This window comes from Myroides odoratus (genome assembly GCF_965118575.1).
In the GTDB taxonomy this organism is placed as follows: Bacteria; Bacteroidota; Bacteroidia; order Flavobacteriales; family Flavobacteriaceae; genus Flavobacterium; species Flavobacterium odoratum_B.
The window spans coordinates 106,777-131,504 of sequence record NZ_CBCPHW010000010.1 but is presented as its reverse complement, the minus strand read 5'-3'; the positions used below and the strand labels follow the sequence as shown (position 1 = coordinate 131,504).

The following is a 24,728-nucleotide window of genomic DNA, read 5'->3' as shown; positions in this document are numbered from 1 at the left end:
ATAAAAACTAGAATAATTTTTACCTTTACAGTAAACCGATGCATATGAAAAAACTACTCACCCTAGCCTTGATCAGTTTGTTAAGTATAGCTTGTAAGCAAGGCAAACAACAAGAAATATCCTCATCTAATGCCGTAACAATCGCGAAAATAGATGTGGCGAAAGCCTTTGGAACCAGTGAAACACTCAAAAAAATAAGTAGTGAACTCTTAGTTCCCATGGAAATTGTTGAACCCAATTCAATGCTTGTAACAAACAAATACGGACTAGAGTTTGGCGGAAATTGTTATGCTTGTGATGTAGCAAATATCCTGATAGACGGTGAGATGATTACTTTGATGAATGCCTGCGACCTACACAGTCAAATATCCTATACCATTGAATCGGTAGAAGAAAAAGACAAGCAAATTAGTATCCATACGAAGTCTCATACTTTTGTATTTGAACAAGTGGAAGACTATCCGATGTACAGCCTCAAAGTAGTAGGGGATGAAATTGATGAATCGATGTTTAGAGAAGCCTCTTTTTATACCCTGCGCAGTTTATTAGAAACTTTTGAAGTACATAATTGCGGTGATTTTGAAGGATAAAAAGAAGAAATAAAAACGACAATGATAAAGTATAGCTATACCATTCTATATGTAAAACAGGTAGAAACAACCGTGAAATTTTACGAAAGTGCTTTTGGATTTCAGAGAAAATTCATCACCCCTGAAAAGGATTATGCCGAATTGATGTCGGGAGAAACGGCAATTGCTTTTGCCTCAGAAGAACTAGCTCAGTCTAATTTATCCCGGGGCTTTACAGTAGTGAATAAAGAGCGTACCTTTGGTATAGAACTCGGTTTTGTAGTGGACGATGTAGAACAAGCAGTAACCCGTGTGCTAGAAGCAGGCGGACAATTGTACGAAGCGATTCAAATGAAACCGTGGGGTCAATCTGTAGCCTATGTTACAGACTGCGATGGTTTTTTGATTGAATTGTGTACTGCGATGGCCTAAAAAAAAGCATAAAAAAGCAAGCCCAACTTGGAGCTAAAAGAAGAAATTGTGAGGATCGCTCATCACAATTTTTCTAAACGGTTCTATGACTATTGTGGGCCTATTCTGGTTGATCGTCCTCTTCCTCGTTCTTTTTCGAGCTACCTCCCATGAATAAAAAGATGGCTACAACAAGTCCTACACATACTAATCCAAAGATAATGATCATAAATGTGCCATTAGCAAAATTGTACAGTGGTAAATTCATTAAGTTCATAATACGTGTTTATTTATGTTATCTTGCACTAATTTATGAAAAATAATAATAATACAGTATGATAAATGTCAGGATATTAGGATGAATAACGAAAAACGCTCCTTTTTTGAAGGAGCGCTTGTTTTTTTATAGCTTATCTAAGGTATTTCCTATGGGAAGATTCATCCTTTTGGTGAGAGAAGAAAGCTCTTTCAAACTAAAACTTCCCGTTAGTAGAACTAAAATCGTTTCTTTAGAAGGATCAACACTATCATTAATCATAACTAGCTCAGAAATATTTTGATTCGTTCCTGCTTTGTCGATATAAATGATAATTTTAGAATCATTGTCTTTCTTATTGATGAGCTCTTTTAGATTTTTAGCCTGTACGTATTGATCAACAGTTGCAAGCATCTCTTTTTTCAAATCAGGTGTTTTGGTATTAAAAACACGTAAGCTGGTCAGTTTTTTGATTAAATCAAAATAGAGTTTTTCTTCTACATTAGTTGCTTCTACTTTTACATTGGCCATCATTTCAAACATCTTCTTGTTGACGATTACACTGCTGATGTTTTTGTTTTTCTCAAAGTTTGAAAAAGTGTCTTGACCAAACATTAAATTCACCGAGCTAAAAGCTAGGAAAAGGAATAAATAAGGTAGGATTCGTTTCATAAGATTCTAATTAGTTGTATCGCTGGTATTTAATGCCTTTGAAACCTCTGTTAAGATGGTCTTACACTCTTGGTAAGCCACTTCAGGATTGGAAAAAGTACCCAAATTAGTTTCAGGAGTTGGAGTAGTAGGTTGAACCGTATTGAGGTATTGAGTTTGTATAAACAATACAAGTAAACTAACCACTATAATACCGCCAATGAAGTAGGTAAAATGCTTTTTATTCTTCATTATTCTTGCGAACTAAATTAATATTATAGTAAAAATAAGAAAATTAATTGAACAATTGGCGACTTTCCTTGAGATAATAAGAAGATTAGTGTGTAAAAAAAAAGAGTCCAATAGGACTCTTTCAATTATTTTTTAAAGTTAGCGTAGAAATTATTAGTTAAAATTCCCGCCTTGAAACTCTTGAGCTTTTTGCCATTTTGGTAAACCGATACAATACTCGGATCCATCTTATCTCCTGCATCTCCCACATACATCACTTGGTTGATTACATTGAAACCATAAAAAGTAGACCCTTCTATGTATTCTTTTTCTGGAATGGTAAGCGCCGTAGCCACTTGCACATTAACATCATTAGGTCTCCAATTGTAAACAGAATTTTTACTTGTATAGTACAAATCATTATTGTCTACACGCAAATTGCTTGCTCCTACGTTTTTCGTTGAAGAAAACGTAGTTACAATAGCATCCGTATGTGCATCTATTTTATAGAAAAAAGATCTTTCTGGAGTGCTTGAAATTGCAAAAACAAAATCACCCAAAGTTGTAATCCCTTGCAATCCTTTTTCTAAAGAAATCGTCTTTGTAAGGTTATAATCCGCATCAATAACGACAATGTCGCTCTTTGTTGCTGAGGTCATTTTTTGTACATATAATTTAGTATTCCAAGCCAAAATTTGTCCTACCGGAGCATTCATTTTTAACTCGGTTACTAATTTGTTATTCGCATCATAAACCGTAACTGATTGCCCCTCTGAATTGGTAACATACATTTTGTTGTTTGCAAATGCAATATACATCGGTTGACTTAATCCTTCTGTGATTGTCCCTTCGTGTTTGAAGGTATAGCGGTTAAATATCTCAATCTTGTTAGATCCTTTCAATACAACATACGCTTTATTGTCTTTAAATGCCATACTTTGTGCTATATCACCAAGAATTTTATCTCTCGTTTTAGCCAAATTACCATGATAGATATCATACGTAAAACTTGAAAATCCTACGGATGCATCATTACTTTGAAAACCTCCCTCATTTAATATGATTAGACCTGTGTCAAGATTTGGAGCTTGTGGTTTTTCTACAAAAGGATCATCTGATGTACTACAAGATGTTGAAAGTATTGATAATGATAGTGCTAGAAATAAAAGTTTTTTCATATTTAGTTGCATAGTATTAGTATTACACAAAAGTGAAAGTTTAATAAAATGTTAATTTTTATCTTTTTCAAAATTAGTTTTTATTCTGAAATAAACAAGAACTAAACCATAAAATTTATACGCGGTGGGATTAATTAACTATAGATTGTATTAATAGCTATATGGAAGAGTGACAAATTACGCTAAACCTATCGTATTAGCACTTTTATAACAAATCAAGCACGGCGTAGAAACCAGGTCTTTTTCTAACGCAAAAAAGAGTGTTCTAGTATAAAAAAAAGAAAGAGGTGAATGGAAAAAGCAAGATTTAACAGCTCTTAGCTTTTAGTATGAACAGAACAAAACGCAAACGTAAAATTATAAAGTAGTACCTTTTATACTTTTTACTTCGGAATGTTCCGAACTAAAAATACATTAATGAAGATAAAACAAATCATTTTGTTTCAATAATAGTTGAAAACGTTCAAAAAATAACTGATTTCGCAAAAGTGAAATAAACGTAAAAATGAGGGTTTGAAGAGAGGAGGTGATACTTAAATTTTGGTAAAAAGTATTAAAAAGTGTTTTTAATGAAAAAAAGGATTGCTTTTGAAAGTTTAAAGAGAATTGAATTCTTAATTTTCGAGATTAAATGTAAATAAATAGAGAAGGTGTAATAGGTGTTTACGAATTATTTTTATCGTAAGTTGTTGATTTTTAGCTCATTGTGTTTTTGTAGAAATAAGGTTGGTTTCCTGATAAGGTGGTAACTTGCCTGTTAACTAAAAACGATTTACGCCATGACTCAACGAAAGGGAAAGCGCATTATACATCCCTTATATCAAAATCAGCGCGAGGAATTAATCCAACTTATTGAAGCCTATGACGAATTAACTACTTATATTTTTAAAGGTAATAGAAACACGATAAAAGGGGCGACCTTATCAACCGGACAACAAGTAGCTATTAAATCTTTTAAAATCCCCAACGAATTTAATAAACGGGTCTATAAATTTTTTAGAAAACCAAAAGGATTGCGCTCATTTGAGCATGCTGAAAAATTAAAAGAACTGGGAGTCGCTAATCCACAAGCGGTAGCGTATTTTGAATTTAGCACCACCACAACAATTCGAGAGACCTATTATATTGCTGAATTTGTGGATACAGAAATAACTTACCGTGATTTGATTACGCAAAAAAATTATCCAGATCGCGATGTTATTTTGGAAGCTTTTGTTCGATTTTCCTACAACTTACATGAAAAGGGAATTCAGTTTTTAGATCATTCACCGGGTAATACCCTAATTGAGAAACAACAAGATGGGACGTATAAGTTTTATTTGGTGGACATCAATCGGATGAAATTTGACCAAAATCTGTCATTTGCTAATCGAATGAAAAACTTAGCGCATCTAACAACGAATATTCATGATATTGAAAAGATGGCAGAGCATTACGCTCTTTTGATTGGAAGAAGTTCAAAAGAAGTGTTTATTCGTTTATGGCTAGAGACCATTAAATTTCAATTCCGATTCTATAAAAAGAAAGATTTGAAATTTAGAATGAAGAAGTTTTATTTTAATTAATATTTTTGGGTAAAAAGCTATTGTTCCACACGGAAGAATAGCTTTTTTGATTTGCTATAGGAGAGTCTTGCACTGAGTAAGATTGTGCAGATATCTGTAGAAGCGATTATTGAATCGGAGAAATAAGTTTATTTTTGTATGGTAAATACATGAATAGATGAAAAAACTAGCTTTCTATTTTTTAGGATGTACCTTGGTATTGTTGTTAGGGGCTTGTAAAAAGCAAGTAAAAGAAGAAATAGAACAACAAAGCCAACAGGCACTAATTACCTATGCAAAAGGCTTTACGCTTAAGGCTTATCCCGATATTTACGTGGTGCAAGTCATGCAACCTTGGGCAAATGCCAAAGAGCGTTTTACCTATGTATTGAAAAGAGAAAAGGCACAGGTTCCCGATTCACTAAAAGCCTATCCGCAAATTCAAATTCCCATTCAATCGATAGCTTGTACATCGACCACACATATTCCTGCATTAACTATTTTAAACGAAGTTGCTTCTTTAACTGGTTTTGCTGGATTAACCTATGTTTCAAGTGAAGCCGTTAGAGATCAAATCACAAAAGGAACCATCCAAGAGCTTGGACAAAATGAAGCCCTGAATGTGGAAGTAATTTTGGATTTACAACCTTCTTTGTTAATGGCTTTTGCCATGGATCATGGAAATAAAGCCCTGCAAACCATTGCCAATGCGGGAATTCCTGTTTTATACAATGGCGATTGGACAGAACAAACCCCTTTGGGAAAAGCAGAGTGGATTAAACTGTTTGGAGTTTTATATGATAAAGAAGCCGAGGCAAATCAATTTTTTGAGCAAATAGTCGAAGATTATACGGCAACGTTACAACTAGTCGAAAAGGCGAAAAAAGCCCCTACTGTGCTCAGTGGTGTAATGTATGCCGATATGTGGTATCTGCCAGAAGGAAATAGTTGGGCCGCTATTTATTTTAAAGATGCGCAAGCCAATTATTTATGGAAAGAAACACAAGGTGTAGGAAGTTTAGCCTTATCTTTTGAAAGCGTATTGGAAAAAGCACAAAAGGCTGACTTTTGGATTAATCCAGGGCATTACGAATCTTTGAATGACTTAGCAGAAGCTAATCCACATTACAAAGAGTTTGATGCTTTTAAAAATAAAAAAGTATATTCCTTTGCGCCAACGCAAGGGGCTACAGGTGGAACTTTGTTTTATGAATTAGGACCCGTAAGACCGGATCTGGTGTTGAAGGATTTGATTAAAATATTCCATCCGCATCTGTTGCCGGAATATCAACTCTACTTTTACCAACAACTCCATTAAGTATGATACAAAAAGTAGGATGGGGACTAGGAACTTTAGGTGTATTAGTTCTAGTGGTATTGAATCTCTCTTGGGGAAGTGTAAAAATTCCCTTTGCCGATGTATTGGCTATTCTTACCGGACAGGAAGACGTAAAACCCGCCTGGACGTATATTGTTCTGCAGTATCGTTTACCGAAAGCGATAGTTGCCATTCTTGTTGGTATAGCTTTGTCAATTAGCGGGTTGTTGATGCAAACCCTATTTCGAAATCCCATGGCCGAATCCTATGTATTGGGAATTAGTGCTGGCGCGGGATTAGGCGTAGCTCTTGTGCTTATGGGAAGTGCGGTACTACCCTCTTTTTTAGCGCCTTATCTGATGTCCAGTTATACCTTGGTTTTAGTTTCTATTTTGGGGAGTATTGTGCTCTTGCTTTTGGTTTTGGCTGTTTCTACGAAAGTAAAAAGCTCCGTTACGGTGCTCTTGGTCGGGTTAATGATTGGGAGTTTTGCCAATGCCATTATTTCTATCTTAACCTACTTCAGTCAAGCGGAACAATTAAAAAAATATACCTTATGGATGGCGGGAAGTCTAGGGAATTTGACGCAAGAAATGATTGCTATCTTTTTTGCTGTTGTTGCGATAGGCGTTGTTCTCACTTTATTTTTAACTAAAAAACTGGATGCTTTGCTTTTGGGAGATACTTATGCAGCCTCATTGGGTATTCAGGTAAAACCAACGCGAAATTGGGTAATTATAACCGCCAGTTTACTTGCAGGAGGAGCAACTGCTTTTGTTGGACCCATTGTTTTTGTGGGGTTAGCTGTACCCCATATCGCTCGATTACTCTTGAAAAAAAATACCCATAAAGCGTTGATGCTAGCTTGTATTTTGATAGGAAGTGCGGTTTTATTACTTTGCGATATCCTAACACAAGTGATGGGAGACCGGGTATTGCCAATTAATGCAATCACAGCCTTGTTTGGTGCACCTATAGTTATTGCACTCTTGTTTAAATATCGCGTTTTTTAGAAAATAGAAAAATAGATAAAAACTAGGGCAAATGACTACTTTTAAATTATCTTTGCAAGCTGTAAATAGATAATATGAAGTTCGAATTATTACATACTGATGTTCAGTCGCGTGCACGTGCTGGAAAAATTACTACGGATCACGGTGTAATTGAAACACCTATTTTTATGCCTGTTGGAACTGTTGCAACAGTAAAAGGAGTGCATCAAAAAGAATTAAAAGAGGAAATTAACCCCGATATTATCTTGGGGAATACTTACCATCTATACCTACGTCCAAAAGTAGAAATTTTGAAGCAAGCAGGTGGTTTGCATAAATTTATGAATTGGGATCGCAATATTTTAACCGATAGTGGAGGATTTCAAGTATACTCTCTTTCTGCGAATAGAAAAATCAAAGAAGAAGGTGTAAAGTTCAAATCTCATATTGATGGATCATATCATTTCTTTTCACCAGAAAATGTAATGGAAACCCAACGTGCAATTGGTGCGGATATCATCATGGCTTTTGATGAATGTACACCCTATCCTTGTGATTATAACTATGCGAAACGATCGATGCATATGACGCATAGATGGTTAGATCGTTGTATCAGTCATTTACCCAAAACACCTGAATTATACGGATATTCACAAACGTTGTTCCCTATTGTTCAAGGAAGTACATACAAAGACTTACGTCAACAATCAGCGGAATATATTGCCAATGCAGGAGCAGAAGGCAATGCGATTGGTGGATTATCAGTAGGAGAACCTGCAGAGGAAATGTATGCCATGACGGATGTGGTAACTTCGATTTTACCTCTTGACAAACCGAGATACTTAATGGGAGTAGGAACACCAATTAATATATTGGAAAATATTGCGTTAGGTATTGATATGTTTGACTGTGTTATGCCAACGCGTAATGCTAGAAATGGAATGTTGTTTACCGCGAATGGAACAATTAACATGAAAAATAAAAAATGGGAAAATGATTTTTCTCCCATTGATGAAATGGGACATACCTGGGTAGATACAGCCTATTCTAAAGCCTATTTACGTCACTTGTTTGCAGCTAATGAAGCTTTGGGAAAACAAATTGCTTCTATTCACAATTTAGGATTCTATATGTGGTTGGTGCGCGAAGCACGTCAACAAATTTTAGCAGGAACATTTACCACTTGGAAAAACAAGATGGTTAAACAATTAGGAGAAAGATTGTAAAATATAATAACGTTCAAATAGCAAAAGTACGATAGAGATGAAGATTATAGATTGGTATATTTTAAAGCGATATTTGGTCAATTTTTTTGTGATGCTTTTGCTATTTGTACCTATTGGTATCGTTATTGACGTCTCAGAAAAAATCAATAAAATCTTAGAAAATAAGGTGCCTTTGCAAGCAACTATATGGTATTATTTGAATTTTACCGTATATTTTGCCAATATGTTGTTTCCTATATTTTTGTTTATTTCCATTATTTGGTTTACCTCCAAATTGGCTAATAATACAGAAATTGTAGCTATTTTAAGCTCAGGAATCTCTTTTACGCGTTTTTTACGCCCTTATATTATTGGCGCAACCCTTATTTCTCTTTTGGCCTTAGCGATGTCAATGTATATTGTACCTAGAGCTAGTGCTGGATATAATGATTTTCGATATAAATACCTCAAACGAGATGAAGTAAGAGAAAGCCAGAATGTATTCAAGCAGATTAACGCCAATGAATTTATATTTGTCAGTAATTTTAATTACGGTAGCAATGCTGGGTATAATTTTACTCTAGAAGAGTTTGAAGGGAATGCGTTAGTTTCAAAAATTGAAGCCAAGCGAATCGAGTGGAATGCAGAAACGAAAATGTATACCCTTTTCGATTATACCAAACGCCAATTAGGTGAAAATGGAGATATCTTGGAATTTGCAGATTCAAAAGAACTGCATTTAGAATTTGATATTGATGATTTGAGCCCTGTGGTATATGCTGCGGAAACCATGACATTAGGACAATTAAAGCGTTTTATTGAAAAAGAACGAATGCGTGGATCTTCAAATATTAACGTGCATTTAGTTGTTTTATACAAAAAATATAGTGTTCCTATTTCGGCCTTTATTTTAACCATTATCGCGGTATCCGTATCTTCTATGAAACGAAGAGGAGGGATGGGAGTCAACTTAGCCATCGGTATTGCCTTAGCTTTTATCTATGTTTTCTTTGACAAAATATTTAGTGTATTAGCAGAAGCATCAAGTATGTCACCTTTAGTCGCTGTATGGATACCGAATGTCACTTTTTCAATTTTAGCTATATTTTTATTACGAAATGCTCGCAGATAATGTTAAGAGTAATCTCTTGTTACACCTCATCGTTTTTGTTTGGGGTTTTACCGCAATTTTAGGAAATTTAATCACCTTAGAGGCACTGCCACTGGTATGGTATCGCATTGTAATTGCAGTGGTTACCCTACTGTTGTTATTTGCCTTTAAACGACAAACGCTAAAAGAAAGTAAAAGCAATATTACCAAGTTTTTGGCAGCGGGAATTATTATTGCCCTGCATTGGTTGACTTTCTTTTGGGCTATTAAAGTATCGAATGTATCAGTTACCTTAGCTTGCTTGTCAACAGGGGCTTTTTTTACTTCTATTCTGGAACCTATTTTCTATAAACGCAAGGTTATTGCCTATGAGGTTTTCTTTGGATTTATAGTTGTTTGTGCACTAGGACTTATTTTTAGCGTGAGTACAGACTATGTAGAAGGTATTATGTTAGCCTTGTCAGCAGCCTGTTTATCTGCTGTATTTTCGATTATTAATGGCAAGTTAGCGCAACATTCTTCCGCTTCTAGAATTACTTTTTATGAAATGGTTGGTGGATTGCTAATCCTTTCTTTATATTTGTTAGTTAGTGGAGGTTTTACGGCTGAATTTTTTACCATAACAACCCAAGATTGGATCTGGTTGTTGGTTTTAGGTACGTTCTGTACGGCCTTTGCTTTCATTGGATCGGTCTATGTAATGAAATTTATTACGCCTTTTACCGTCATGCTAACTATTAATTTAGAACCTGTTTACGGTATTCTGTTAGCGATACTTATATTCAAAGACAGTGAAAAAATGAGCCCTGAATTTTATGTCGGTGCTCTGTTAATATTGAGTACAGTTGTACTCAATGCGATTGTTAAAAACAGGAAAAAGATAAAAGTTGACAAAATATAGTATGTCTATTAACGGAATATTTTATCTTTGTCCCTAGTAATTGAAACTAAAAATTATTCATAAATGGAATATTTAGATTTTGAGCTTCCTATTAAAGATCTTGAGGAGCAGTTAAAAAAATGTGCGATAATCGGTGAAGAATCCGATGTCGATGTATCTACAACTTGCTCACAAATCGAGAAAAAATTAGAAGAAACAAAGAAAAACATATATAAGAATTTGACTCCTTGGCAACGCGTTCAATTGTCAAGACATCCAAATAGACCCTATACAGTAGATTATATTAAGGCGCTTTGTGGAGATACATTTTTAGAATTATTTGGTGATAGAAATGTAAAAGACGATAAAGCAATGATCGGTGGTTTAGGTAAAATTGGAGATCAAAGTTTTATGTTTGTAGGACAGCAAAAAGGATTCAACACAAAGACCAGACAGTTTAGAAACTTCGGGATGGCTAATCCAGAAGGTTATAGAAAAGCTTTGCGTTTAATGCAAATGGCTGAGAAATTCAATATTCCAATTGTTACGTTGATTGATACACCAGGTGCTTATCCAGGATTAGAAGCGGAGGAAAGAGGACAAGGAGAAGCAATTGCACGAAATATTTTCGAAATGTTTCGTATTAAAGTGCCTATTATCTGTATTATTATTGGTGAAGGTGCTTCAGGTGGTGCATTGGGTATTGGTGTAGGTGACCGTGTAACAATGTTAGAAAATACATGGTATTCTGTAATTTCACCAGAATCTTGTTCTTCCATCTTATGGAGAAGCTGGGAATATAAAGAACAAGCGGCAGATGCCTTAAAATTGACTTCTTATGATATGAAAAAAAATAAGTTAGTTGATGATATTATTACAGAACCATTAGGAGGAGCACACTCGGACAGAGAAGCTACTTTTGAATCTGTGAAAAAATATATCGAAAGTACATATAAAGAGTTAGCAAAAACACCAGTTGATAAGTTACTAGAACAACGTATGGAAAAGTACTTTGAAATGGGAGAATATAAAAGCTAAATAATAAAAGATAGAATAACAAAATCCGAGTATTTACTCGGATTTTTTGTTCTCTATTAGTTCTGAAATCAAATAAAAAACTAGTATTTTTATTGTTTATAAAGTTAATAGGGTAATAGAGTATAAAAAGAACTATTTTTGCACTATGGAAAAAGCAAAAGATATACGAACACAAATGAATACTTTTTCTAAAGAGGTTATTGCTTTAGAACAGGGGAAAATACCACCTCAAGTTGTTGATTTTGAGGAAGCTGTTCTAGGTGCAATGATGATTGATAAAAAGGGGATTGACGAAGTAATAGATATTCTTCAACCCGAAGCTTTTTACAAAGAAGGGCACAAGTATATTTTTGAAGCTATTGATCAGTTATTCGTGGGGAGTCAACCCATCGATTTATTGACTGTTTCTGCGCAACTTAGAAAAAATGCCCGATTAGATATTGCGGGTGGCGATGCTTATTTGGTTGGCTTGACCCAAAAGATTAGTTCCTCCGCACATATTGAGTTTCACTCTCGTGTAATTCTTCAAAAGTTTATTCAACGAAGTTTAATTCGCATCTCGAATGAAATTATTCACGATGCTTATGATGAAACAACCGATGTTTTTGATTTATTAGATAAAGCAGAAGCGAAGTTGTATGAAGTAACGCAGGGTAATATCAAAAAGAGCTCTGAAACAGCACAAAGTTTGGTGGCTCAAGCCAAAAAACGCATTGAAGAAATTAGTACAAAAGAAGGATTAAGTGGATTAGCCACTGGTTTTCATAAGTTGGATGAATTAACTTCGGGATGGCAACCTAGTGATTTAATTATTATAGCAGCTCGTCCAGGTATGGGTAAAACGGCCTTTGTATTATCAATGGCTCGTAATATTGCTATTAATGCTGGTGCAGGTGTAGCTATGTTCTCGTTGGAGATGTCTTCGGTTCAGTTGATTACCCGTTTGATTTCTTCTGAAACAGGATTGTCTTCAGAAAAATTGCGTACAGGACGATTGGAAAAACACGAATGGGAACAGTTAAACGTAAAAGTGAAAGACTTAGAGCGTGCTCCCTTGTTTATTGATGATACCCCATCGTTATCCATTTTTGATTTACGTGCCAAAGCACGCCGTTTGGCCTCGCAATATGGTATTAAGCTGATTGTAATCGATTATCTTCAGTTGATGACCGCAGGAGGTAACCAAAAAGGAGGTGGAAATCGTGAGCAAGAAATTTCTACTATTTCTCGAAATTTAAAAGCCTTGGCTAAAGAACTAAATGTTCCTGTTATTGCCCTATCGCAGTTATCGCGTGCAGTGGAAACAAGGGGAACGTCTAAAAGGCCTTTATTATCCGATTTAAGGGAGTCTGGAGCGATTGAGCAGGATGCGGATATCGTATCGTTTATTTATCGTCCAGAGTACTATAAAATCGAGGAATGGGACGATGAGTTTAGATCGCCGACAGCTGGAGAAGCAGAATTTATTATAGCTAAACACAGAAATGGTGGTTTAGATAATATTCGATTGAAATTCTTGGGTATGTACGGTAAATTTGACAATTTAGATGAAGATGCCTTGCGATTAGAAGGCGGTATAGGTGGAGGTGAAGGCTTTTATTCTTCTTCATTAAATGAAGGGATGGGAGCTAATATGACGCAGAATTTACCTCCAGCAAGAGATGTTTTTAATGATGATGATGTTCCTTTTTAGTGAAGAGGAATGAGTGAAGGGTTATGGGATAAAACTTATTCTTTTAGATAAAAGTAAAGATATAAATGAAGCGCATTGGTTTAAATTATAACTCACAAAACGAAATAATTTAACCGTTTTAGAAGAAACAAAAAAAGCGAAAGAAGTATATTCTTTCGCTTTTTTTGTTTTTCAGTTCACCACTTAAACTATTTCGTTAGTAAGCTAGTGTTGTACTTCGTTTTTATCTTTAAGTCTCTTTAAAATAAGAAAAATTTACTTTTCACCCCTTTTTCATTACCCATCACCCTTTACCAATCTACTAGAAGCAAATTCCCAATTGAGATGGGGAAGTAGTGCCTTAATATATTTTTCCTTGTCGTTTTTGTAGGAGGATAAATACGCATGTTCCCATAAATCGATAACCAAGATAGGACGACCGAGTCGCAACGTAATTGGATTGCCATTCTTTTCCGTAGTTACTAAGGATAAATGATTATTGTGATCTAACACAAGCCATAACCACCCAGAACCTTCGAAGGCTACAGCGAGTTTTGTTATCTCTGCTTTTAAGTTGTTATAAGACCCAAAACTAGTCGTAATCAAGGTTGATAAACCAGCACTTGGATTGGTCGTTGTATTTTTGTTGATAGACTTCCAAAAGAAATTGTGGTTGTAGTAGGCACCTGCTAAATTGTCTATTTCAGCCTGTGCAGGAGTTACTTTAGACAAAATACCCGTTAAGCTATCCGATACAAAAGGCGTATTGTGAATAGCTGTATTTAAGCGATTAGCATAGTCCAAGTGTATATCTCCATAATGTAAAGCTAAATCTTCAGGTGTGAATAAATCACTCACTTCTTCATATTGAAAAGAGAGCGGATTCATTTCAAAAGGGCCTTGTTTTGTTTTTACTTTATCTTGACCGAGAATTGATTTTTTCTCAACTACAAACTCTTCCCTTTTTGGAATTTCAACTTCAAAATGTTCATTCTTTTTGCCACATGATGCTGCTAAAACGACAAGAAAGTAAAACGAGAGGTTCAACAACTTGGTGTTTTTCATACTTTGTTTAAAATAGATCGGGCAATTTTGATATATTCTGCTTTGGCTTCTTCTCTGGATAAATGACTAACTTGAGTCCATGCATTGAATTTAAAAGCTTTTTTCAAATCATGGGACATATGTTCAAAATCCTGATGACTCATACCATTGGTTGCTTGTTTGTAATACGCATAAATCCGGAGCATAATATCTGGAGCCAAATTTCGTGCTTCTTTTGAAATTCGCTCGTATGCTTCTAAAAAGTCTTTATCTAGTTGCTCGTTCATTATTGTTTTTTTGCAATTACCGTTTTATTACCAATCGCTTTTTGGTTCAGAACTACATCAACTGGAGTTCCTAGCGGTAAATATAAATCTACTCTAGATCCAAATTTTATAAAACCAGCGTCTGTTCCTTGAATGGCTTGCATACCTGGTTTTGCATAATTGATAATACGTTTAGCTACTGCACCTGCAATTTGACGATACATTACTTCTCCAAAAACTGAATTTTCAATGACAATAGTTGTTCTTTCGTTTTCTTCACTTGCTTTTGGATGCCACGCAACTAAGTATTTTCCAGCATGGTATTGACTGTATTTAATCAAACCACTTAGGCCATAACGGGTAACGTGTACATTGAGGGGAGACATAAAGATAGAAACCATTAAACGGTTGTCTTTAAAATACTCCGGTTCATAAACTTCTTCGATTACAACTACTTTCCCATCGACAGGAGCCACAATAACAGCATCATTTGGTGTTATTGACCTGTTGGGATTCCTGAAAAATTGCAATACTAAAATTAGCAGTGCTAGAATAATAGATGACAAAGTCATTCTTAACCAATCAATCGTTATGAAATAATCAAAAACTACAATAATGATTACAGCGACTACTAACGAGAAAAAAATAATTTTAGTTCCTTCTTTATGAAACATGAGTTATAAAATTTGAAAAATGATATACAAAAAGGGTGAGATAAATAAGATGCTATCTAGGCGATCTAAGATACCTCCGTGTCCTGGCATTATTTTGCCACTATCTTTTACACCAGCTTCTCTTTTGAAATGAGATTCAACTAAATCACCAAGTGTACCAAATAATCCCACAAAAATAGCACTTGCAATCCAAATATACACATTTAATAGTGTAAAAAAGTGATTTAATACAAGAGAGGCTATAATTGCAAATACAATTCCTCCTAGTAAACCTTCAATTGTTTTTTTTGGAGAGATGCGTTCAAATAACTTGTGTTTCCCCCACTTTTTCCCAACTATATAGGCAAAAGTGTCGTTGGTCCATACTAAAATCAAAATTCCAATAACGATTTGCGGTTGGTATCCATCTGCCGTATAAGGCAAGTGTAAAAAAGCAGTAAATGTACCAAGGATATAGCCTAAAAATAGAAGTAACTTAACAGGAAGGCTTCGATTGGGTTTTCGCGTGGTGAATAATTCAGCTGTTATAGCTAATAGAATCAGAAAAGTTGCGATTACAAAAGCAGTAATAGAAATCGTTATTGCATTTTGAAAAAGGGCTACTAAGGCAATTGCACTAATCCCAACGCAAAAAAACGGGGATAATTTAATTAATTTAGCAAACTCATAAGCCGCTACTAACAGAAAGAACCCAAAGAGTATTTTGAAAGTGAGCGCATCATATAACGTTGCACTTAGTAGTAGAACAATATAGATTATTCCGGATATTGTTCTTTTAACAGTTTCAGACATAGTTTAGAGATCTTCTAATAAGAGTAAATATAAGTTTTTAGGAGATCTGCCATAACTTAAGAAATCTTGATTGGCAGAAGGTTTGAAGCAGTTTATTGCGGTAATATTAGTTGGCAATTTGCTGCTGTATTTTTTTTTGATCTCACGAAGGCCATCGCTTTTTGTACGCGTAATTTGACTGGTTGCAGCAATGATAATTACATTGTCTGGAATTTCATGAGCCTTGTTGTCTTTTAATTGCTTGTCGCAAAATAAGATAGCGCCATCATCTGCAATTAAGCTTTCACATGAAGCTACAAAAAATACGGGTTGCTTGGTTTTGATATAATCAATGTTATTATCTTTTAGCAGGGAGTGGAATTGAATTTCATGGGTTAAGGCTTCTTTTTCAAACCAATCATTTTCTACTAAGACACTGATAAACGTTTCGTGTAATTCTTTTTGGGTATCACAATACAAAAACTTGCCCCCGTTATTCTTAAAGTTAACAGTGAATAGGTCATCAACAGGCATAACAGTTTCAGGAAGATATTGACTTTTGTCGTCTTCAGCCTCTTCGTCATTGTGTTTTGACATAAATCCGCTAATTAACTTCTTTAGAAAGCTCATGGGCTAAGTGTCGTGATATGATGTTTTTATTATTTTCAAAGATAAAAAAAAATCTTAACTTAAATTAGTCTTTAAGTTAAGATTTTTAGGTAGATTCTTATCTAATGCTTTATTAAGCTATTGTTTCTTCGATATCCGATTGAGGTTGACTTAGGTTCTCTTCTGTTTTTGGTTTATCAAAAGGTCTTTGACCAAAGATAGTTTCTAAATCTTGTTGAAAAATAACCTCTTTTTCACAAAGTAAGTCTGCCAGTTGGATTAATTCAGCTTTGTGTTGCGTTAGAATAACTTGCGCTCTTTCATATTGACCTTCAATTAATTTTGAAATCTCTTGGTCAATCACTTTAGCTGTATCTTCAGAATAAGGTTTGCTAAAGTTGTACTCATTTTGCCCAGATGAATCATAGTAGGTAATGTTTCCAAGCCTTTCATTTAAACCGTATACGGTTACCATGGCTCTTGCTTGTTTCGCTACTTTTTCTAGGTCGCTTAAGGCTCCAGTAGAAATCTTGTCAAAGACAATTTTTTCAGCAGCACGTCCACCCATTGTAGCACACATTTCATCTAACATTTGTTCGGTTCGTACAATTTGTCGCTCTGCAGGCAAATACCAAGCTGCACCCAAACTTTGTCCGCGAGGAACAATCGTTACTTTTACTAAAGGAGCAGCATGTTCACACATCCAGCTTACCGTTGCATGTCCAGCTTCATGTATAGCAATTGCGTACTTTTCTTCTGGAGTAATGATTTTATTTTTCTTTTCAAGACCTCCAATGATACGATCTACTGCATCTAAGAAGTCTTGCATGTCTACTTCTTTCTTGTCTTTACGAGCCGCGGTTAAAGCTGCCTCGTTACAAACGTTAGCAATATCTGCTCCTGAGAAACCAGGTGTTTGTTTGGCTAAGAAGTCAATGTCTAAATTGTCAACGTGTTTAATCGAGCGTAAGTGAACATTAAAAATAGCTTCTCTTTCATTTACGTCTGGAAGATCTACATAAATCTGTCTGTCAAAACGACCAGCACGTAAAAGTGCTTTATCTAAAATCTCTGCACGATTTGTCGCTGCTAATACAATAACATTAGTATGAGAACCAAAACCGTCCATTTCAGTTAATAACTGATTTAACGTGTTTTCTCTTTCGTCATTTGATCCAGAAAAATTACTTTTTCCACGAGCTCTACCAACTGCATCAATCTCATCAATGAAAATAATCGCAGGTGATTTCTCTTTGGCTTGTTTAAACAAATCACGTACACGAGATGCACCAACTCCTACGAACATTTCAACGAAATCAGATCCAGATAAAGAAAAGAAAGGTACTTTTGCTTCACCAGCGACTGCTTTGGCTAATAAGGTTTTACCGGTTCCTGGAGGACCTACTAAAAGGGCTCCTTTGGGAATTTTTCCACCAATAGAAGTGTATTTTTCTGGGTTCTTTAAGAACTCAACAATCTCAACAATTTCTTCTTTTGCTCCTTCTAAACCAGCAACATCACTAAAGGTTACTTTGACGTCGTTTTTCTCATCAAAAAGTTTAGCTTTTGATTTTCCAATAGAGAAAATCTGTCCGCCGCCGCCACCGCCACCGCCACCAGTCATTCTTCGCATCATGAACAGCCAAAAACCAATGATAATGATGATAGGAAGGAAACTGATAAAATAATCACCCCAGTTGCTTTCCGCTTCAGATTTATATTCAGGAAGTTTGCCTTCTCCAGCAGCCTCATCTAATTTCTTTTGGAAAATTTCAGAGTTGCCGATTTCTGTTACAAACTGTGGACCTGTGCTTTCTTTACCAAGGATTGATTTTCTTTGTAATTCTTCAAAATCTTTACTTTGTAAAGCTTCTTTTGTCAAATATACTTTAGCAACAGAACGGTTAAATTCTACTTTCTCTACTTTACCTTCTTTAAGGTAGTCGAAAAATTTGGATAAACTCAGTTGTTTTGAGTCACCAACACCGCTTCCGTTGGATAAAAAGTTTATAACCAATACAATGACCACAATACTCGCGTACAATATCCACGGGCTAAATTTGGGTTTGTTTTGGTTTGGTTTTATGTTTCCCGCCATGAAGAATAAATTTTAAAGTTTAGTATTGGCTGTTGATATTCGTAATCTTTGCGTCTCCCCACAAGCTTTCTAAGTTGTAAAACTCGCGAATTGATTTTTGAAATACATGTACTACAACATTTACGTAGTCCATTAAAATCCATTCCGCATTAATTTCACCTTCAACATGCCAAGGTTTGTCGTGTAATGCTTTAGATACAATTTTTTGAACAGAACCTGAAATCGCATTCACTTGCGTATTTGAGTTTCCATCACATATAATAAAGTAATCACAAGGTGTATTAGCTATTTCTCTTAAATCTAAAATCGTCGTATTTTCCCCTTTTACAGCTTCAATTCCTTTGATAATATTAGCAATCAATTCGTCGTTGTTGATAGTTTTGTTTGTCATTTATTGATTTTATCTAAATTTCTTCAAGTTAACAAAAATATGTTTCCTAATTTTGGGTTCAAATATAGTGAATCGCTTCTGATTAGACTACAATAATTTTATATGAATATTATCAAACTCGATGCCACTGCATCGACAAATACGTATTTAAGACAGATGTTAACAACTTGCGATTTGGAAAACTTCACTACAATTGTGACTGAAAATCAATTTGCAGGGAAAGGACAGCGAGGAGAAAATTGGATTTCTGAAGCAGGTAGTAATCTGACATTTAGTGTGTTGTTAAAAAATAAGCCCCATACGATACAGTCTATATTTGATCTAAATATTATGGTTGCTTTATGCGTGGCACGCACGTTAAAAAAAATACTGAATCTGCCATTTTTTATCAAATGGCCCAATGACATTTTGTCTTATAACAAGAAGATTTGCGGTATTTTAATTGAAAATGTCATTAAAGCGAGTGGTGAAGTAGTCTCTATTGTGGGGATTGGAGTCAATGTGAATCAACAGATGTTTACGCAAATGAGCAAAGCCAGTTCTTTGGCAGTTTTAACTGGGGAAATCTGGGATAAAGACGTGCTTTTGCAAGAATTTCTGAAAGAATTGACTTTGGGCTATGAAGCCTTGTGTCAGGGTGAAACGCCCGCTTTATGGAAAGGATTTAAGGAGCTTTTATACCGAAAGAACGTTGTGTCCGTATTTGAATTGCCAGAAGGACAGCGTTTTAATGGGATAATAAGAGATGTGACAGCCAACGGCAAGTTAGTGGTTGAAACAGAAGAGCAGAAGAGGTTGGAGTTTGCCCTAAAAGAAGTACGCTTGCTCTATTAGTTCAAAATAAGGGTAACCCTTACTTTGAACGGATAGCTGTTTTTATTTTTTGTAGTCAATAGAAATGGAGTTGATGCAATATCGATGTCCTGTTGTTTCTGGAGGACCATCAGGAAAAACATGACCTAGATGCCCTTGGCAGTTAGAACAAACGACTTCCACACGTACCATTCCATGTGATATATCTTTGATGTATTCAATACTTCCTTCGCGGGCTTGGTCAAAAGAAGGCCAACCACAAGAAGAATCGAATTTGGTATTTGAATCGAATAAAAGTTGTCCGCAGCCTGCACAAGCATAATGTCCAGCTTCATAAAAATCGTTGTATTCTCCAGTAAAAGGACGTTCTGTTCCCTTTTCTCGCAAGACATAAAATTGATCTGGTGTAAGTATTTCCTTCCACTCTTGCGCTGTTGTGTGTTTGTCTTTCTTCATCGGTTTTGCTGGGAATGAATTAGTTGTGTTCTTGTGTAAAATCTCTAATGCGTTCAATTACCTTTTTATCCCCTAAAATTTTGCGATGCCCCAATCCTTCTGTCACCATGAGTTGACTATTAGGTGCGTGTTTCTTAATCTGATACGCTGCTTTAATTGGAACATCAACATCGTCTTGGTCGTGAATAATTAAGAGGGGAATCTCAATTTGTTCAGCGGCAGTATGTACACAATAGCTGTCCATAGTACGATTGAATTGTTGTTCAAAGCGCGTTTTGATGATTTCCGCAATTCTCGCTTTTAATTGTAGTTGATTCACAAAATCTTCAATCACATCCTGAACAATATCTCCACTGCCAATGATAATTGCTTTTTTAGCTTTTAATCCATCTCGCAAGGCATTCATTGCGGTCATACCTCCTAGTGAGTGACCCACAATCAAATCGAAAGGGCCAAATTGCTTTTCTATTTCGAAAGTTGAAGCAATAAATTCGGTTAGATTTGTTTTTGTTTTAGGGGAAAAACCATGTCCAGGCGCATCAAAGCTCACAACGTCATACCCTTGTCGAATTAAGATGTTTGCAATAGTAACCAATTGAGTTCCTCTACCATTCCACCCATGAATTAATAAGGCTTTTTTAGTTGCTTTGGTGTTGATGCCATATTCATAAACAACCACATCTTTTTTAAGGGTAGGAATATATAATTTACTTCGCTTACTTTTTGTAAGCATTTCTTTTTCTCTTTTGGGCGTTTTAAACTTGATAGGAGTTATAAAGAGATTCTGTGCAAATCTAGCGGCTAAGGACAAGGAAAAAAACTGCAATAGTTTTCCTGTCCAGATAATAGATTTAGGTATTTCTAAGGAATGTTTTGCTTTTTTAGAAGGATCCTGCATAGTTTAAAAACATTTCTAGCAAAAGTACAAAATATATAGTGTGCAACTAAAAGTTTTCAATCAATGTTTGGATAAATATAGGGATTATAATTATTTTTTTGGCAGGAATTGCTTTTGTTGCAATACGCAAGAGAAATGCAATTGTATTGCTTATTTTTTAAAAACCAAATAAAATACTTGTTAAACATAAAGGAATAGTTTTATTTTTGAAGAAAAAAAAGAATGAGAAAATTAATTTTATCCTTGGGAATTATTTTTTTGCTAAGTGGTTGTAAAACAAATCCATTTAGTGGAAAAAGTACAATGGCTCTTGTTTCAGATGCCTCTTTATTTCCATCTTCTTTTCAGCAGTATGGCGACTTTTTGAAAGAACACAAAGTGATTAAAGGAACAAAAGATGCCAAGCGAATTGAAGATATTGGATATAAAATACGCATTGCAGCTGAAAAATGGTTAACAGCGAATGGGTATCCAAAATATTTAGACGATTACCGTTGGGAGTACAATTTAGTAGATGATAAAGAGGTAAATGCCTGGTGTATGCCAGGAGGAAAGATTGTGTTTTTTACAGGAATCCTACCGATTTGTCAAACCGATGCGGGAATTGCAACGGTAATGGGACATGAGGTTTCCCATGCTTTAGCTAATCACGGACAACAGCGAATGAGTGCTGCCATGTTGCAACAAGCGGCGGCTATGGGATTGGATGCGGCAACTGCTAGTAGTAAAGAAACAACCAAACAAGCCTTGGGTATGGCTTTTGGTTTGGGTAGTCAATATGGGGTGATGCTGCCTTTTAGTAGAAGTAATGAAAGTGAAGCGGATAAAATCGGACTAACACTTATGGCTATTGCGGGTTATAATCCGGATGAATCGGTTGCTTTTTGGAGTCGTATGGCTGCCAATAGCGGTGGCGGTGGTGGTTCTTCTTTCATGAGTACCCACCCTTCAAACCAACAGCGTATTGACGATTTGAAAAAGTTAATTCCAGCTGCTAAAGCGGAAGCTGCAAAATTTGGAGTAACGTTTTAAAATAATATAGGAAAAAGCGATCTATAACAGATTGCTTTTTCTATTTTAGTAGCTTATTTAGATCATTAAAAATGAAAAAATTCGAAAAAGGAAATGCGAAACTATTAAATGCATGGGCTTTTTATGATTGGGCAAATTCTGTATATCCCCTTGTAATCTCTTCCTCTATTTTTCCTTTGTATTACGGGATGCTATTTCGCGCAAGAGAAATAAATAGCTATTCTTTTTTTGGACTTGAAATGAATAGTGAAAGCATCATTAGTTATTGTACTGCGATAGGCTTTTTAGTTATTGCCTTGCTTTCGCCTTTGCTTTCTGGAATTGCTGATTACTTAGGAACAAAAAAGTTTTTTATGAAACTTTTTTGTGGAATCGGTTCTTTATCGTGTATGCTATTATACTTTTTTAGCCTAGATTATTTTGGACTAAGCCTGCTCATTTATACTCTGGGATTAATTGGTTTTTGGGGTAGTTTGGTGTTTTATAATTCGTATTTACCTGATATTGCCTATGAAAATCAACAAGATCAGGTCAGTGCCAAAGGCTATGCTTTAGGCTATATTGGAAGTGTCGTTTTATTAATTTTAAACTTGGCTTTAATAATGAATGCCGAAAAACTGGGATTTGAAGGTGGTATGCAAGCCATGCGCTTTTCTTTTATCTTAGTTGGCATTTGGTGGCTTGTCTTTAGCCAAATTACATTTCGTAGATTACCCGATTTTAAGAATGATAAGAAATTAGCGAAAGGTATTGTATTCAAAGGATTCAGAGAACTGAAAAAAGTAGTTGAAGTGCTCAAAGAGCAAACGGTACTAAAACGCTATTTAGTTGCGTTTTTTGTCTATAGTATGGCGGTACAGACGGTTATGATTATTGCCGCTTTCTTTGGGGAAAAGGAAATCGCTTGGGCAGATGATGATCAACGGAGTATGGGACTCATTGTAAGTATTATGTTGATTCAGCTTATCGCTATTCTAGGGGCTTTTGCAACCTCTAGTCTATCTAAGCGTATCGGTAATATTTATACCTTGTGTATTTTGAATGTGCTGTGGGTTTTTATTTGTGGATATGCTTATACCATTAGTACACCCAATGAATTTTACGTGGCCGCTGCTTTTGTTGGACTGGTTATGGGAGGTATTCAATCCCTGTCTCGCTCTACGTATGCCAAGTTATTGCCGCAAACTACAGAAACAACCTCCTTTTTTAGCTTCTATGATGTGACTGAAAAAATTGGAATCGTTGTAGGGATGTCTATTTATGGACTAATTAGCGATCTAACTGGGAAAATGCAAAATGCAATTTTATTTCTGATTCTATTCTTTATTGTTGGTTTTTTCTTATTATTGCGTGTAAAAGAGAATAAGAATTCGAATGGATAATTTTTGTTAATTTTTTTTTGTTAAAAAATATTTAAAATCTATTAAAATATATATATTTGAATTTGTAATTAGAATATAAAATTATGAAGAAATTTTTTTCAATATTGATTGGTGCAAGTTTGTTAGTTGGAGTCTCGTCATGTAATAATTCAGATGACGATTCTTTTATAGATCCGTCTTTTAAAGGACCGACCTATTTTACACTTACTACGCCCGATACAACGTTTACGAAAACACAAAATTTTCAGGCATTTTTAGATGAAAATGGTGAATTCCAGTTGTATATTGATGATTTGATGTTTGGCCAATTCTTTGATATGAAAATATTGAAATTTCAACAAGGAAATTTCCCAACCAATGTTAATACAATCGATTATACGTATCAATCAGGTGATTTGAGCTTTGATTTCTTTACTTCAACTGATATACAAGATCCTAGAAGAAATAATGGAATGATTAAAATTACCAAAATTGACAGAGAAGACATGTTGGTAAGCGGTTCATTCAATACTTTATTAATGCCATCACCACTGAATCAATTTTTGAATCGCTCTTTTAAAGTATCCGGAGAGTTTAAAAATGTTCCCTATACGCGAATTGGTACGAATGAAACAGGTTTTATTTATGCTACGCTTGATGGTACTAATATAAAAGATTTAGATGTTATCTCTAACCCTCTTGGGGATGTTGTAAATAAGAAAATTGTAATCAAAGCAAAGAGTAAAACAATGCGTAAGAGAGCAATGACTATTACTTTTGACAAAGATTTAGCTAAAGGGAATTACGGTTATGAGCAGATACAAGCTCAATATACCTCAGAAAATGGTGTAGTCTACTATTCAAATGATAAAGACAAGGAATTAACGGGTAGTTATTTTAAACTGGAAGATATTAGTGCATTAAGTAGCCAAAATACAAGAATTTACAGTGGAAAGTTTACCTTTAAAATGAAATCAAAAGAAGGTGATATTATTACTTTACAATTTGGTGATTTTAAAGCTACTTTATCTATGAAAGAGATTATTTCTACACCAAACCCTGATCCAGGAACTGGTATTCCTGAATTGTAATTTGATAAGTAAAAGAACTGACATAAAACCTTGCATAAAGCAAGGTTTTTTTATGGCATAAAGATTGAACTATTAGTGTAGTATGAAACTAATTTGTAGTTAATGATATTGATTGTTAAGGGATTGAGTTTTAATCACTAACTCTTTATTTTAGGCTACTGACAAAAT

At 35.0% G+C, this 24,728-nt stretch carries 27 protein-coding genes; 14 read left to right on the top strand and 13 right to left on the bottom strand.

Annotation, left to right across the window (positions count from 1 at the left end):
* Positions 1 to 44: 44 nt before the first annotated feature.
* Positions 45 to 590 (top strand): hypothetical protein, encoded by a 546-nt coding sequence (locus ACMHJ2_RS10335; protein WP_413512821.1) that lies wholly within the window; start codon positions 45 to 47, stop codon positions 588 to 590.
* A gap of 21 nt (positions 591 to 611) precedes the next feature.
* Positions 612 to 1,001 carry a VOC family protein gene (locus tag ACMHJ2_RS10330; RefSeq protein ID WP_413512820.1) on the top strand — a complete coding sequence of 130 codons (390 nt, stop codon included), beginning with the start codon at positions 612 to 614 and terminating at the stop codon, positions 999 to 1,001.
* Between the two features lie 100 nt (positions 1,002 to 1,101).
* Here the strand turns inward: ACMHJ2_RS10330 and ACMHJ2_RS10325 are convergent, their stop codons facing one another.
* The 4 genes from ACMHJ2_RS10325 to ACMHJ2_RS10310 form a co-directional block, all read right to left on the bottom strand.
* Positions 1,102 to 1,257: a hypothetical protein gene (locus ACMHJ2_RS10325; protein ID WP_413512819.1), complete on the bottom strand. Its 156-nt coding sequence runs from the start codon at positions 1,255 to 1,257 to the stop codon at positions 1,102 to 1,104.
* Positions 1,258 to 1,383: 126 nt separating this feature from the next.
* Entirely contained in the window at positions 1,384 to 1,908 is a 525-nt protein-coding gene (locus tag ACMHJ2_RS10320; RefSeq protein ID WP_413512818.1) for a DUF4252 domain-containing protein, read from the bottom strand.
* A gap of 6 nt (positions 1,909 to 1,914) precedes the next feature.
* On the bottom strand, positions 1,915 to 2,139 hold the full coding sequence (locus ACMHJ2_RS10315) for a hypothetical protein (RefSeq protein WP_413512817.1): 225 nt from the start codon (positions 2,137 to 2,139) through the stop codon (positions 1,915 to 1,917).
* Between the two features lie 125 nt (positions 2,140 to 2,264).
* Complete coding sequence (locus tag ACMHJ2_RS10310) at positions 2,265 to 3,296, bottom strand: YncE family protein (RefSeq protein ID WP_413512816.1); 1,032 nt, start codon at positions 3,294 to 3,296, stop codon at positions 2,265 to 2,267.
* Positions 3,297 to 4,075: 779 nt separating this feature from the next.
* On the opposite strand from ACMHJ2_RS10310, the gene ACMHJ2_RS10305 reads away from it, so the two are divergent.
* The 8 genes from ACMHJ2_RS10305 to dnaB all read left to right on the top strand — a co-directional run bounded on the left by ACMHJ2_RS10305 (position 4,076) and on the right by dnaB (position 13,077).
* On the top strand, positions 4,076 to 4,861 hold the full coding sequence (locus tag ACMHJ2_RS10305; RefSeq protein WP_413512815.1) for a lipopolysaccharide kinase InaA family protein: 786 nt from the start codon (positions 4,076 to 4,078) through the stop codon (positions 4,859 to 4,861).
* A 157-nt stretch (positions 4,862 to 5,018) separates the two neighbouring features.
* Entirely contained in the window at positions 5,019 to 6,158 is a 1,140-nt protein-coding gene (locus ACMHJ2_RS10300) for an ABC transporter substrate-binding protein (RefSeq protein WP_413512814.1), read from the top strand.
* A gap of 2 nt (positions 6,159 to 6,160) precedes the next feature.
* On the top strand, positions 6,161 to 7,171 hold the full coding sequence (locus ACMHJ2_RS10295; protein ID WP_413512813.1) for a FecCD family ABC transporter permease: 1,011 nt from the start codon (positions 6,161 to 6,163) through the stop codon (positions 7,169 to 7,171).
* 74 nt (positions 7,172 to 7,245) lie between these two features.
* Complete coding sequence (gene tgt, locus ACMHJ2_RS10290) at positions 7,246 to 8,376, top strand: tRNA guanosine(34) transglycosylase Tgt (protein ID WP_413512812.1); 1,131 nt, start codon at positions 7,246 to 7,248, stop codon at positions 8,374 to 8,376.
* Positions 8,377 to 8,413: 37 nt separating this feature from the next.
* Complete coding sequence (locus tag ACMHJ2_RS10285; RefSeq protein WP_413512811.1) at positions 8,414 to 9,487, top strand: LptF/LptG family permease; 1,074 nt, start codon at positions 8,414 to 8,416, stop codon at positions 9,485 to 9,487.
* Positions 9,474 to 10,367, top strand: coding sequence for a DMT family transporter (locus ACMHJ2_RS10280; RefSeq protein WP_413512810.1), 894 nt, complete (start codon positions 9,474 to 9,476; stop codon positions 10,365 to 10,367). Before ACMHJ2_RS10285 ends, ACMHJ2_RS10280 begins: the two co-directional genes overlap by 14 nt.
* Positions 10,368 to 10,430: 63 nt before the next feature.
* On the top strand, positions 10,431 to 11,384 hold the full coding sequence (locus ACMHJ2_RS10275; RefSeq protein ID WP_413512809.1) for an acetyl-CoA carboxylase carboxyltransferase subunit alpha: 954 nt from the start codon (positions 10,431 to 10,433) through the stop codon (positions 11,382 to 11,384).
* Between the two features lie 145 nt (positions 11,385 to 11,529).
* The gene (gene dnaB, locus ACMHJ2_RS10270) at positions 11,530 to 13,077 is read left to right on the top strand and encodes a replicative DNA helicase (RefSeq protein ID WP_413512808.1); all 1,548 of its coding nucleotides are present in this window, start codon (positions 11,530 to 11,532) and stop codon (positions 13,075 to 13,077) included.
* 276 nt (positions 13,078 to 13,353) lie between these two features.
* Here dnaB and ACMHJ2_RS10265 read toward each other — a convergent pair whose 3' ends face one another.
* The 7 genes from ACMHJ2_RS10265 to rsfS all read right to left on the bottom strand — a co-directional run bounded on the left by ACMHJ2_RS10265 (position 13,354) and on the right by rsfS (position 18,909).
* Positions 13,354 to 14,121, bottom strand: coding sequence for a superoxide dismutase (locus ACMHJ2_RS10265; protein WP_413512807.1), 768 nt, complete (start codon positions 14,119 to 14,121; stop codon positions 13,354 to 13,356).
* Positions 14,118 to 14,387 carry an acyl-CoA-binding protein gene (locus ACMHJ2_RS10260; protein ID WP_413512806.1) on the bottom strand — a complete coding sequence of 90 codons (270 nt, stop codon included), beginning with the start codon at positions 14,385 to 14,387 and terminating at the stop codon, positions 14,118 to 14,120. The genes ACMHJ2_RS10265 and ACMHJ2_RS10260 overlap by 4 nt, the downstream gene beginning before the upstream one ends.
* On the bottom strand, positions 14,387 to 15,040 hold the full coding sequence (locus ACMHJ2_RS10255) for a phosphatidylserine decarboxylase family protein (protein ID WP_413512805.1): 654 nt from the start codon (positions 15,038 to 15,040) through the stop codon (positions 14,387 to 14,389). The genes ACMHJ2_RS10260 and ACMHJ2_RS10255 overlap by 1 nt, the downstream gene beginning before the upstream one ends.
* Before the next feature lie 3 nt (positions 15,041 to 15,043).
* Complete coding sequence (locus ACMHJ2_RS10250) at positions 15,044 to 15,832, bottom strand: phosphatidate cytidylyltransferase (protein WP_413512804.1); 789 nt, start codon at positions 15,830 to 15,832, stop codon at positions 15,044 to 15,046.
* Between the two features lie 3 nt (positions 15,833 to 15,835).
* Entirely contained in the window at positions 15,836 to 16,408 is a 573-nt protein-coding gene (locus ACMHJ2_RS10245; RefSeq protein ID WP_413512803.1) for an LUD domain-containing protein, read from the bottom strand.
* A 145-nt stretch (positions 16,409 to 16,553) separates the two neighbouring features.
* On the bottom strand, positions 16,554 to 18,518 hold the full coding sequence (ftsH, locus tag ACMHJ2_RS10240; RefSeq protein WP_413512802.1) for an ATP-dependent zinc metalloprotease FtsH: 1,965 nt from the start codon (positions 18,516 to 18,518) through the stop codon (positions 16,554 to 16,556).
* Positions 18,519 to 18,537: 19 nt separating this feature from the next.
* Positions 18,538 to 18,909, bottom strand: a complete 372-nt coding sequence (gene rsfS / locus ACMHJ2_RS10235) for a ribosome silencing factor (RefSeq protein ID WP_413512801.1) — start codon at positions 18,907 to 18,909, stop codon at positions 18,538 to 18,540.
* Positions 18,910 to 19,011: 102 nt separating this feature from the next.
* On the opposite strand from rsfS, the gene ACMHJ2_RS10230 reads away from it, so the two are divergent.
* The gene (locus ACMHJ2_RS10230) at positions 19,012 to 19,743 is read left to right on the top strand and encodes a biotin--[acetyl-CoA-carboxylase] ligase (protein ID WP_413512800.1); all 732 of its coding nucleotides are present in this window, start codon (positions 19,012 to 19,014) and stop codon (positions 19,741 to 19,743) included.
* A gap of 42 nt (positions 19,744 to 19,785) precedes the next feature.
* On the opposite strand, the gene msrB is transcribed toward ACMHJ2_RS10230, so the two are convergent.
* Both msrB and ACMHJ2_RS10220 read right to left on the bottom strand, forming a co-directional pair.
* The gene (gene msrB / locus ACMHJ2_RS10225; protein ID WP_413512799.1) at positions 19,786 to 20,178 is read right to left on the bottom strand and encodes a peptide-methionine (R)-S-oxide reductase MsrB; all 393 of its coding nucleotides are present in this window, start codon (positions 20,176 to 20,178) and stop codon (positions 19,786 to 19,788) included.
* Between the two features lie 19 nt (positions 20,179 to 20,197).
* The gene (locus tag ACMHJ2_RS10220; protein ID WP_413512798.1) at positions 20,198 to 21,076 is read right to left on the bottom strand and encodes an alpha/beta fold hydrolase; all 879 of its coding nucleotides are present in this window, start codon (positions 21,074 to 21,076) and stop codon (positions 20,198 to 20,200) included.
* Between the two features lie 222 nt (positions 21,077 to 21,298).
* Between ACMHJ2_RS10220 and ACMHJ2_RS10215 the strand changes: the two genes are divergently transcribed.
* From ACMHJ2_RS10215 to ACMHJ2_RS10205, 3 genes are all read left to right on the top strand, one after another.
* Positions 21,299 to 22,108, top strand: coding sequence for a M48 family metallopeptidase (locus tag ACMHJ2_RS10215; protein WP_413512797.1), 810 nt, complete (start codon positions 21,299 to 21,301; stop codon positions 22,106 to 22,108).
* Positions 22,109 to 22,179: 71 nt separating this feature from the next.
* Positions 22,180 to 23,490, top strand: coding sequence for an MFS transporter (locus ACMHJ2_RS10210; protein ID WP_413512796.1), 1,311 nt, complete (start codon positions 22,180 to 22,182; stop codon positions 23,488 to 23,490).
* A gap of 83 nt (positions 23,491 to 23,573) precedes the next feature.
* Entirely contained in the window at positions 23,574 to 24,560 is a 987-nt protein-coding gene (locus ACMHJ2_RS10205; RefSeq protein ID WP_413512795.1) for a hypothetical protein, read from the top strand.
* The last annotated feature ends 168 nt before the right edge of the window (positions 24,561 to 24,728 follow it).

What these genes read in the sequence shown, in the direction of transcription:
- ACMHJ2_RS10255 (WP_413512805.1), bottom strand. Translation starts at nt 15,040, where the DNA reads ATGTTTCATAAAGAAGGAACTAAAATTATTTTTTTCTCGTTAGTAGTC.
- ACMHJ2_RS10265 (WP_413512807.1), bottom strand. Translation starts at nt 14,121, where the DNA reads ATGAAAAACACCAAGTTGTTGAACCTCTCGTTTTACTTTCTTGTCGTT.
- ACMHJ2_RS10280 (WP_413512810.1), top strand. Translation starts at nt 9,474, where the DNA reads ATGCTCGCAGATAATGTTAAGAGTAATCTCTTGTTACACCTCATCGTT.
- ACMHJ2_RS10220 (WP_413512798.1), bottom strand. Translation starts at nt 21,076, where the DNA reads ATGCAGGATCCTTCTAAAAAAGCAAAACATTCCTTAGAAATACCTAAA.
- ACMHJ2_RS10315 (WP_413512817.1), bottom strand. Translation starts at nt 2,139, where the DNA reads ATGAAGAATAAAAAGCATTTTACCTACTTCATTGGCGGTATTATAGTG.
- ACMHJ2_RS10330 (WP_413512820.1), top strand. Translation starts at nt 612, where the DNA reads ATGATAAAGTATAGCTATACCATTCTATATGTAAAACAGGTAGAAACA.
- ACMHJ2_RS10300 (WP_413512814.1), top strand. Translation starts at nt 5,019, where the DNA reads ATGAAAAAACTAGCTTTCTATTTTTTAGGATGTACCTTGGTATTGTTG.
- ftsH (WP_413512802.1), bottom strand. Translation starts at nt 18,518, where the DNA reads ATGGCGGGAAACATAAAACCAAACCAAAACAAACCCAAATTTAGCCCG.
- ACMHJ2_RS10320 (WP_413512818.1), bottom strand. Translation starts at nt 1,908, where the DNA reads ATGAAACGAATCCTACCTTATTTATTCCTTTTCCTAGCTTTTAGCTCG.
- ACMHJ2_RS10260 (WP_413512806.1), bottom strand. Translation starts at nt 14,387, where the DNA reads ATGAACGAGCAACTAGATAAAGACTTTTTAGAAGCATACGAGCGAATT.
- ACMHJ2_RS10215 (WP_413512797.1), top strand. Translation starts at nt 21,299, where the DNA reads ATGAGAAAATTAATTTTATCCTTGGGAATTATTTTTTTGCTAAGTGGT.
- ACMHJ2_RS10210 (WP_413512796.1), top strand. Translation starts at nt 22,180, where the DNA reads ATGAAAAAATTCGAAAAAGGAAATGCGAAACTATTAAATGCATGGGCT.
- ACMHJ2_RS10310 (WP_413512816.1), bottom strand. Translation starts at nt 3,296, where the DNA reads ATGAAAAAACTTTTATTTCTAGCACTATCATTATCAATACTTTCAACA.
- ACMHJ2_RS10305 (WP_413512815.1), top strand. Translation starts at nt 4,076, where the DNA reads ATGACTCAACGAAAGGGAAAGCGCATTATACATCCCTTATATCAAAAT.
- ACMHJ2_RS10245 (WP_413512803.1), bottom strand. Translation starts at nt 16,408, where the DNA reads ATGTCAAAACACAATGACGAAGAGGCTGAAGACGACAAAAGTCAATAT.
- msrB (WP_413512799.1), bottom strand. Translation starts at nt 20,178, where the DNA reads ATGAAGAAAGACAAACACACAACAGCGCAAGAGTGGAAGGAAATACTT.
- ACMHJ2_RS10230 (WP_413512800.1), top strand. Translation starts at nt 19,012, where the DNA reads ATGAATATTATCAAACTCGATGCCACTGCATCGACAAATACGTATTTA.
- rsfS (WP_413512801.1), bottom strand. Translation starts at nt 18,909, where the DNA reads ATGACAAACAAAACTATCAACAACGACGAATTGATTGCTAATATTATC.
- tgt (WP_413512812.1), top strand. Translation starts at nt 7,246, where the DNA reads ATGAAGTTCGAATTATTACATACTGATGTTCAGTCGCGTGCACGTGCT.
- ACMHJ2_RS10325 (WP_413512819.1), bottom strand. Translation starts at nt 1,257, where the DNA reads ATGAACTTAATGAATTTACCACTGTACAATTTTGCTAATGGCACATTT.
- ACMHJ2_RS10295 (WP_413512813.1), top strand. Translation starts at nt 6,161, where the DNA reads ATGATACAAAAAGTAGGATGGGGACTAGGAACTTTAGGTGTATTAGTT.
- dnaB (WP_413512808.1), top strand. Translation starts at nt 11,530, where the DNA reads ATGGAAAAAGCAAAAGATATACGAACACAAATGAATACTTTTTCTAAA.
- ACMHJ2_RS10335 (WP_413512821.1), top strand. Translation starts at nt 45, where the DNA reads ATGAAAAAACTACTCACCCTAGCCTTGATCAGTTTGTTAAGTATAGCT.
- ACMHJ2_RS10285 (WP_413512811.1), top strand. Translation starts at nt 8,414, where the DNA reads ATGAAGATTATAGATTGGTATATTTTAAAGCGATATTTGGTCAATTTT.
- ACMHJ2_RS10250 (WP_413512804.1), bottom strand. Translation starts at nt 15,832, where the DNA reads ATGTCTGAAACTGTTAAAAGAACAATATCCGGAATAATCTATATTGTT.
- ACMHJ2_RS10275 (WP_413512809.1), top strand. Translation starts at nt 10,431, where the DNA reads ATGGAATATTTAGATTTTGAGCTTCCTATTAAAGATCTTGAGGAGCAG.
- ACMHJ2_RS10205 (WP_413512795.1), top strand. Translation starts at nt 23,574, where the DNA reads ATGAAGAAATTTTTTTCAATATTGATTGGTGCAAGTTTGTTAGTTGGA.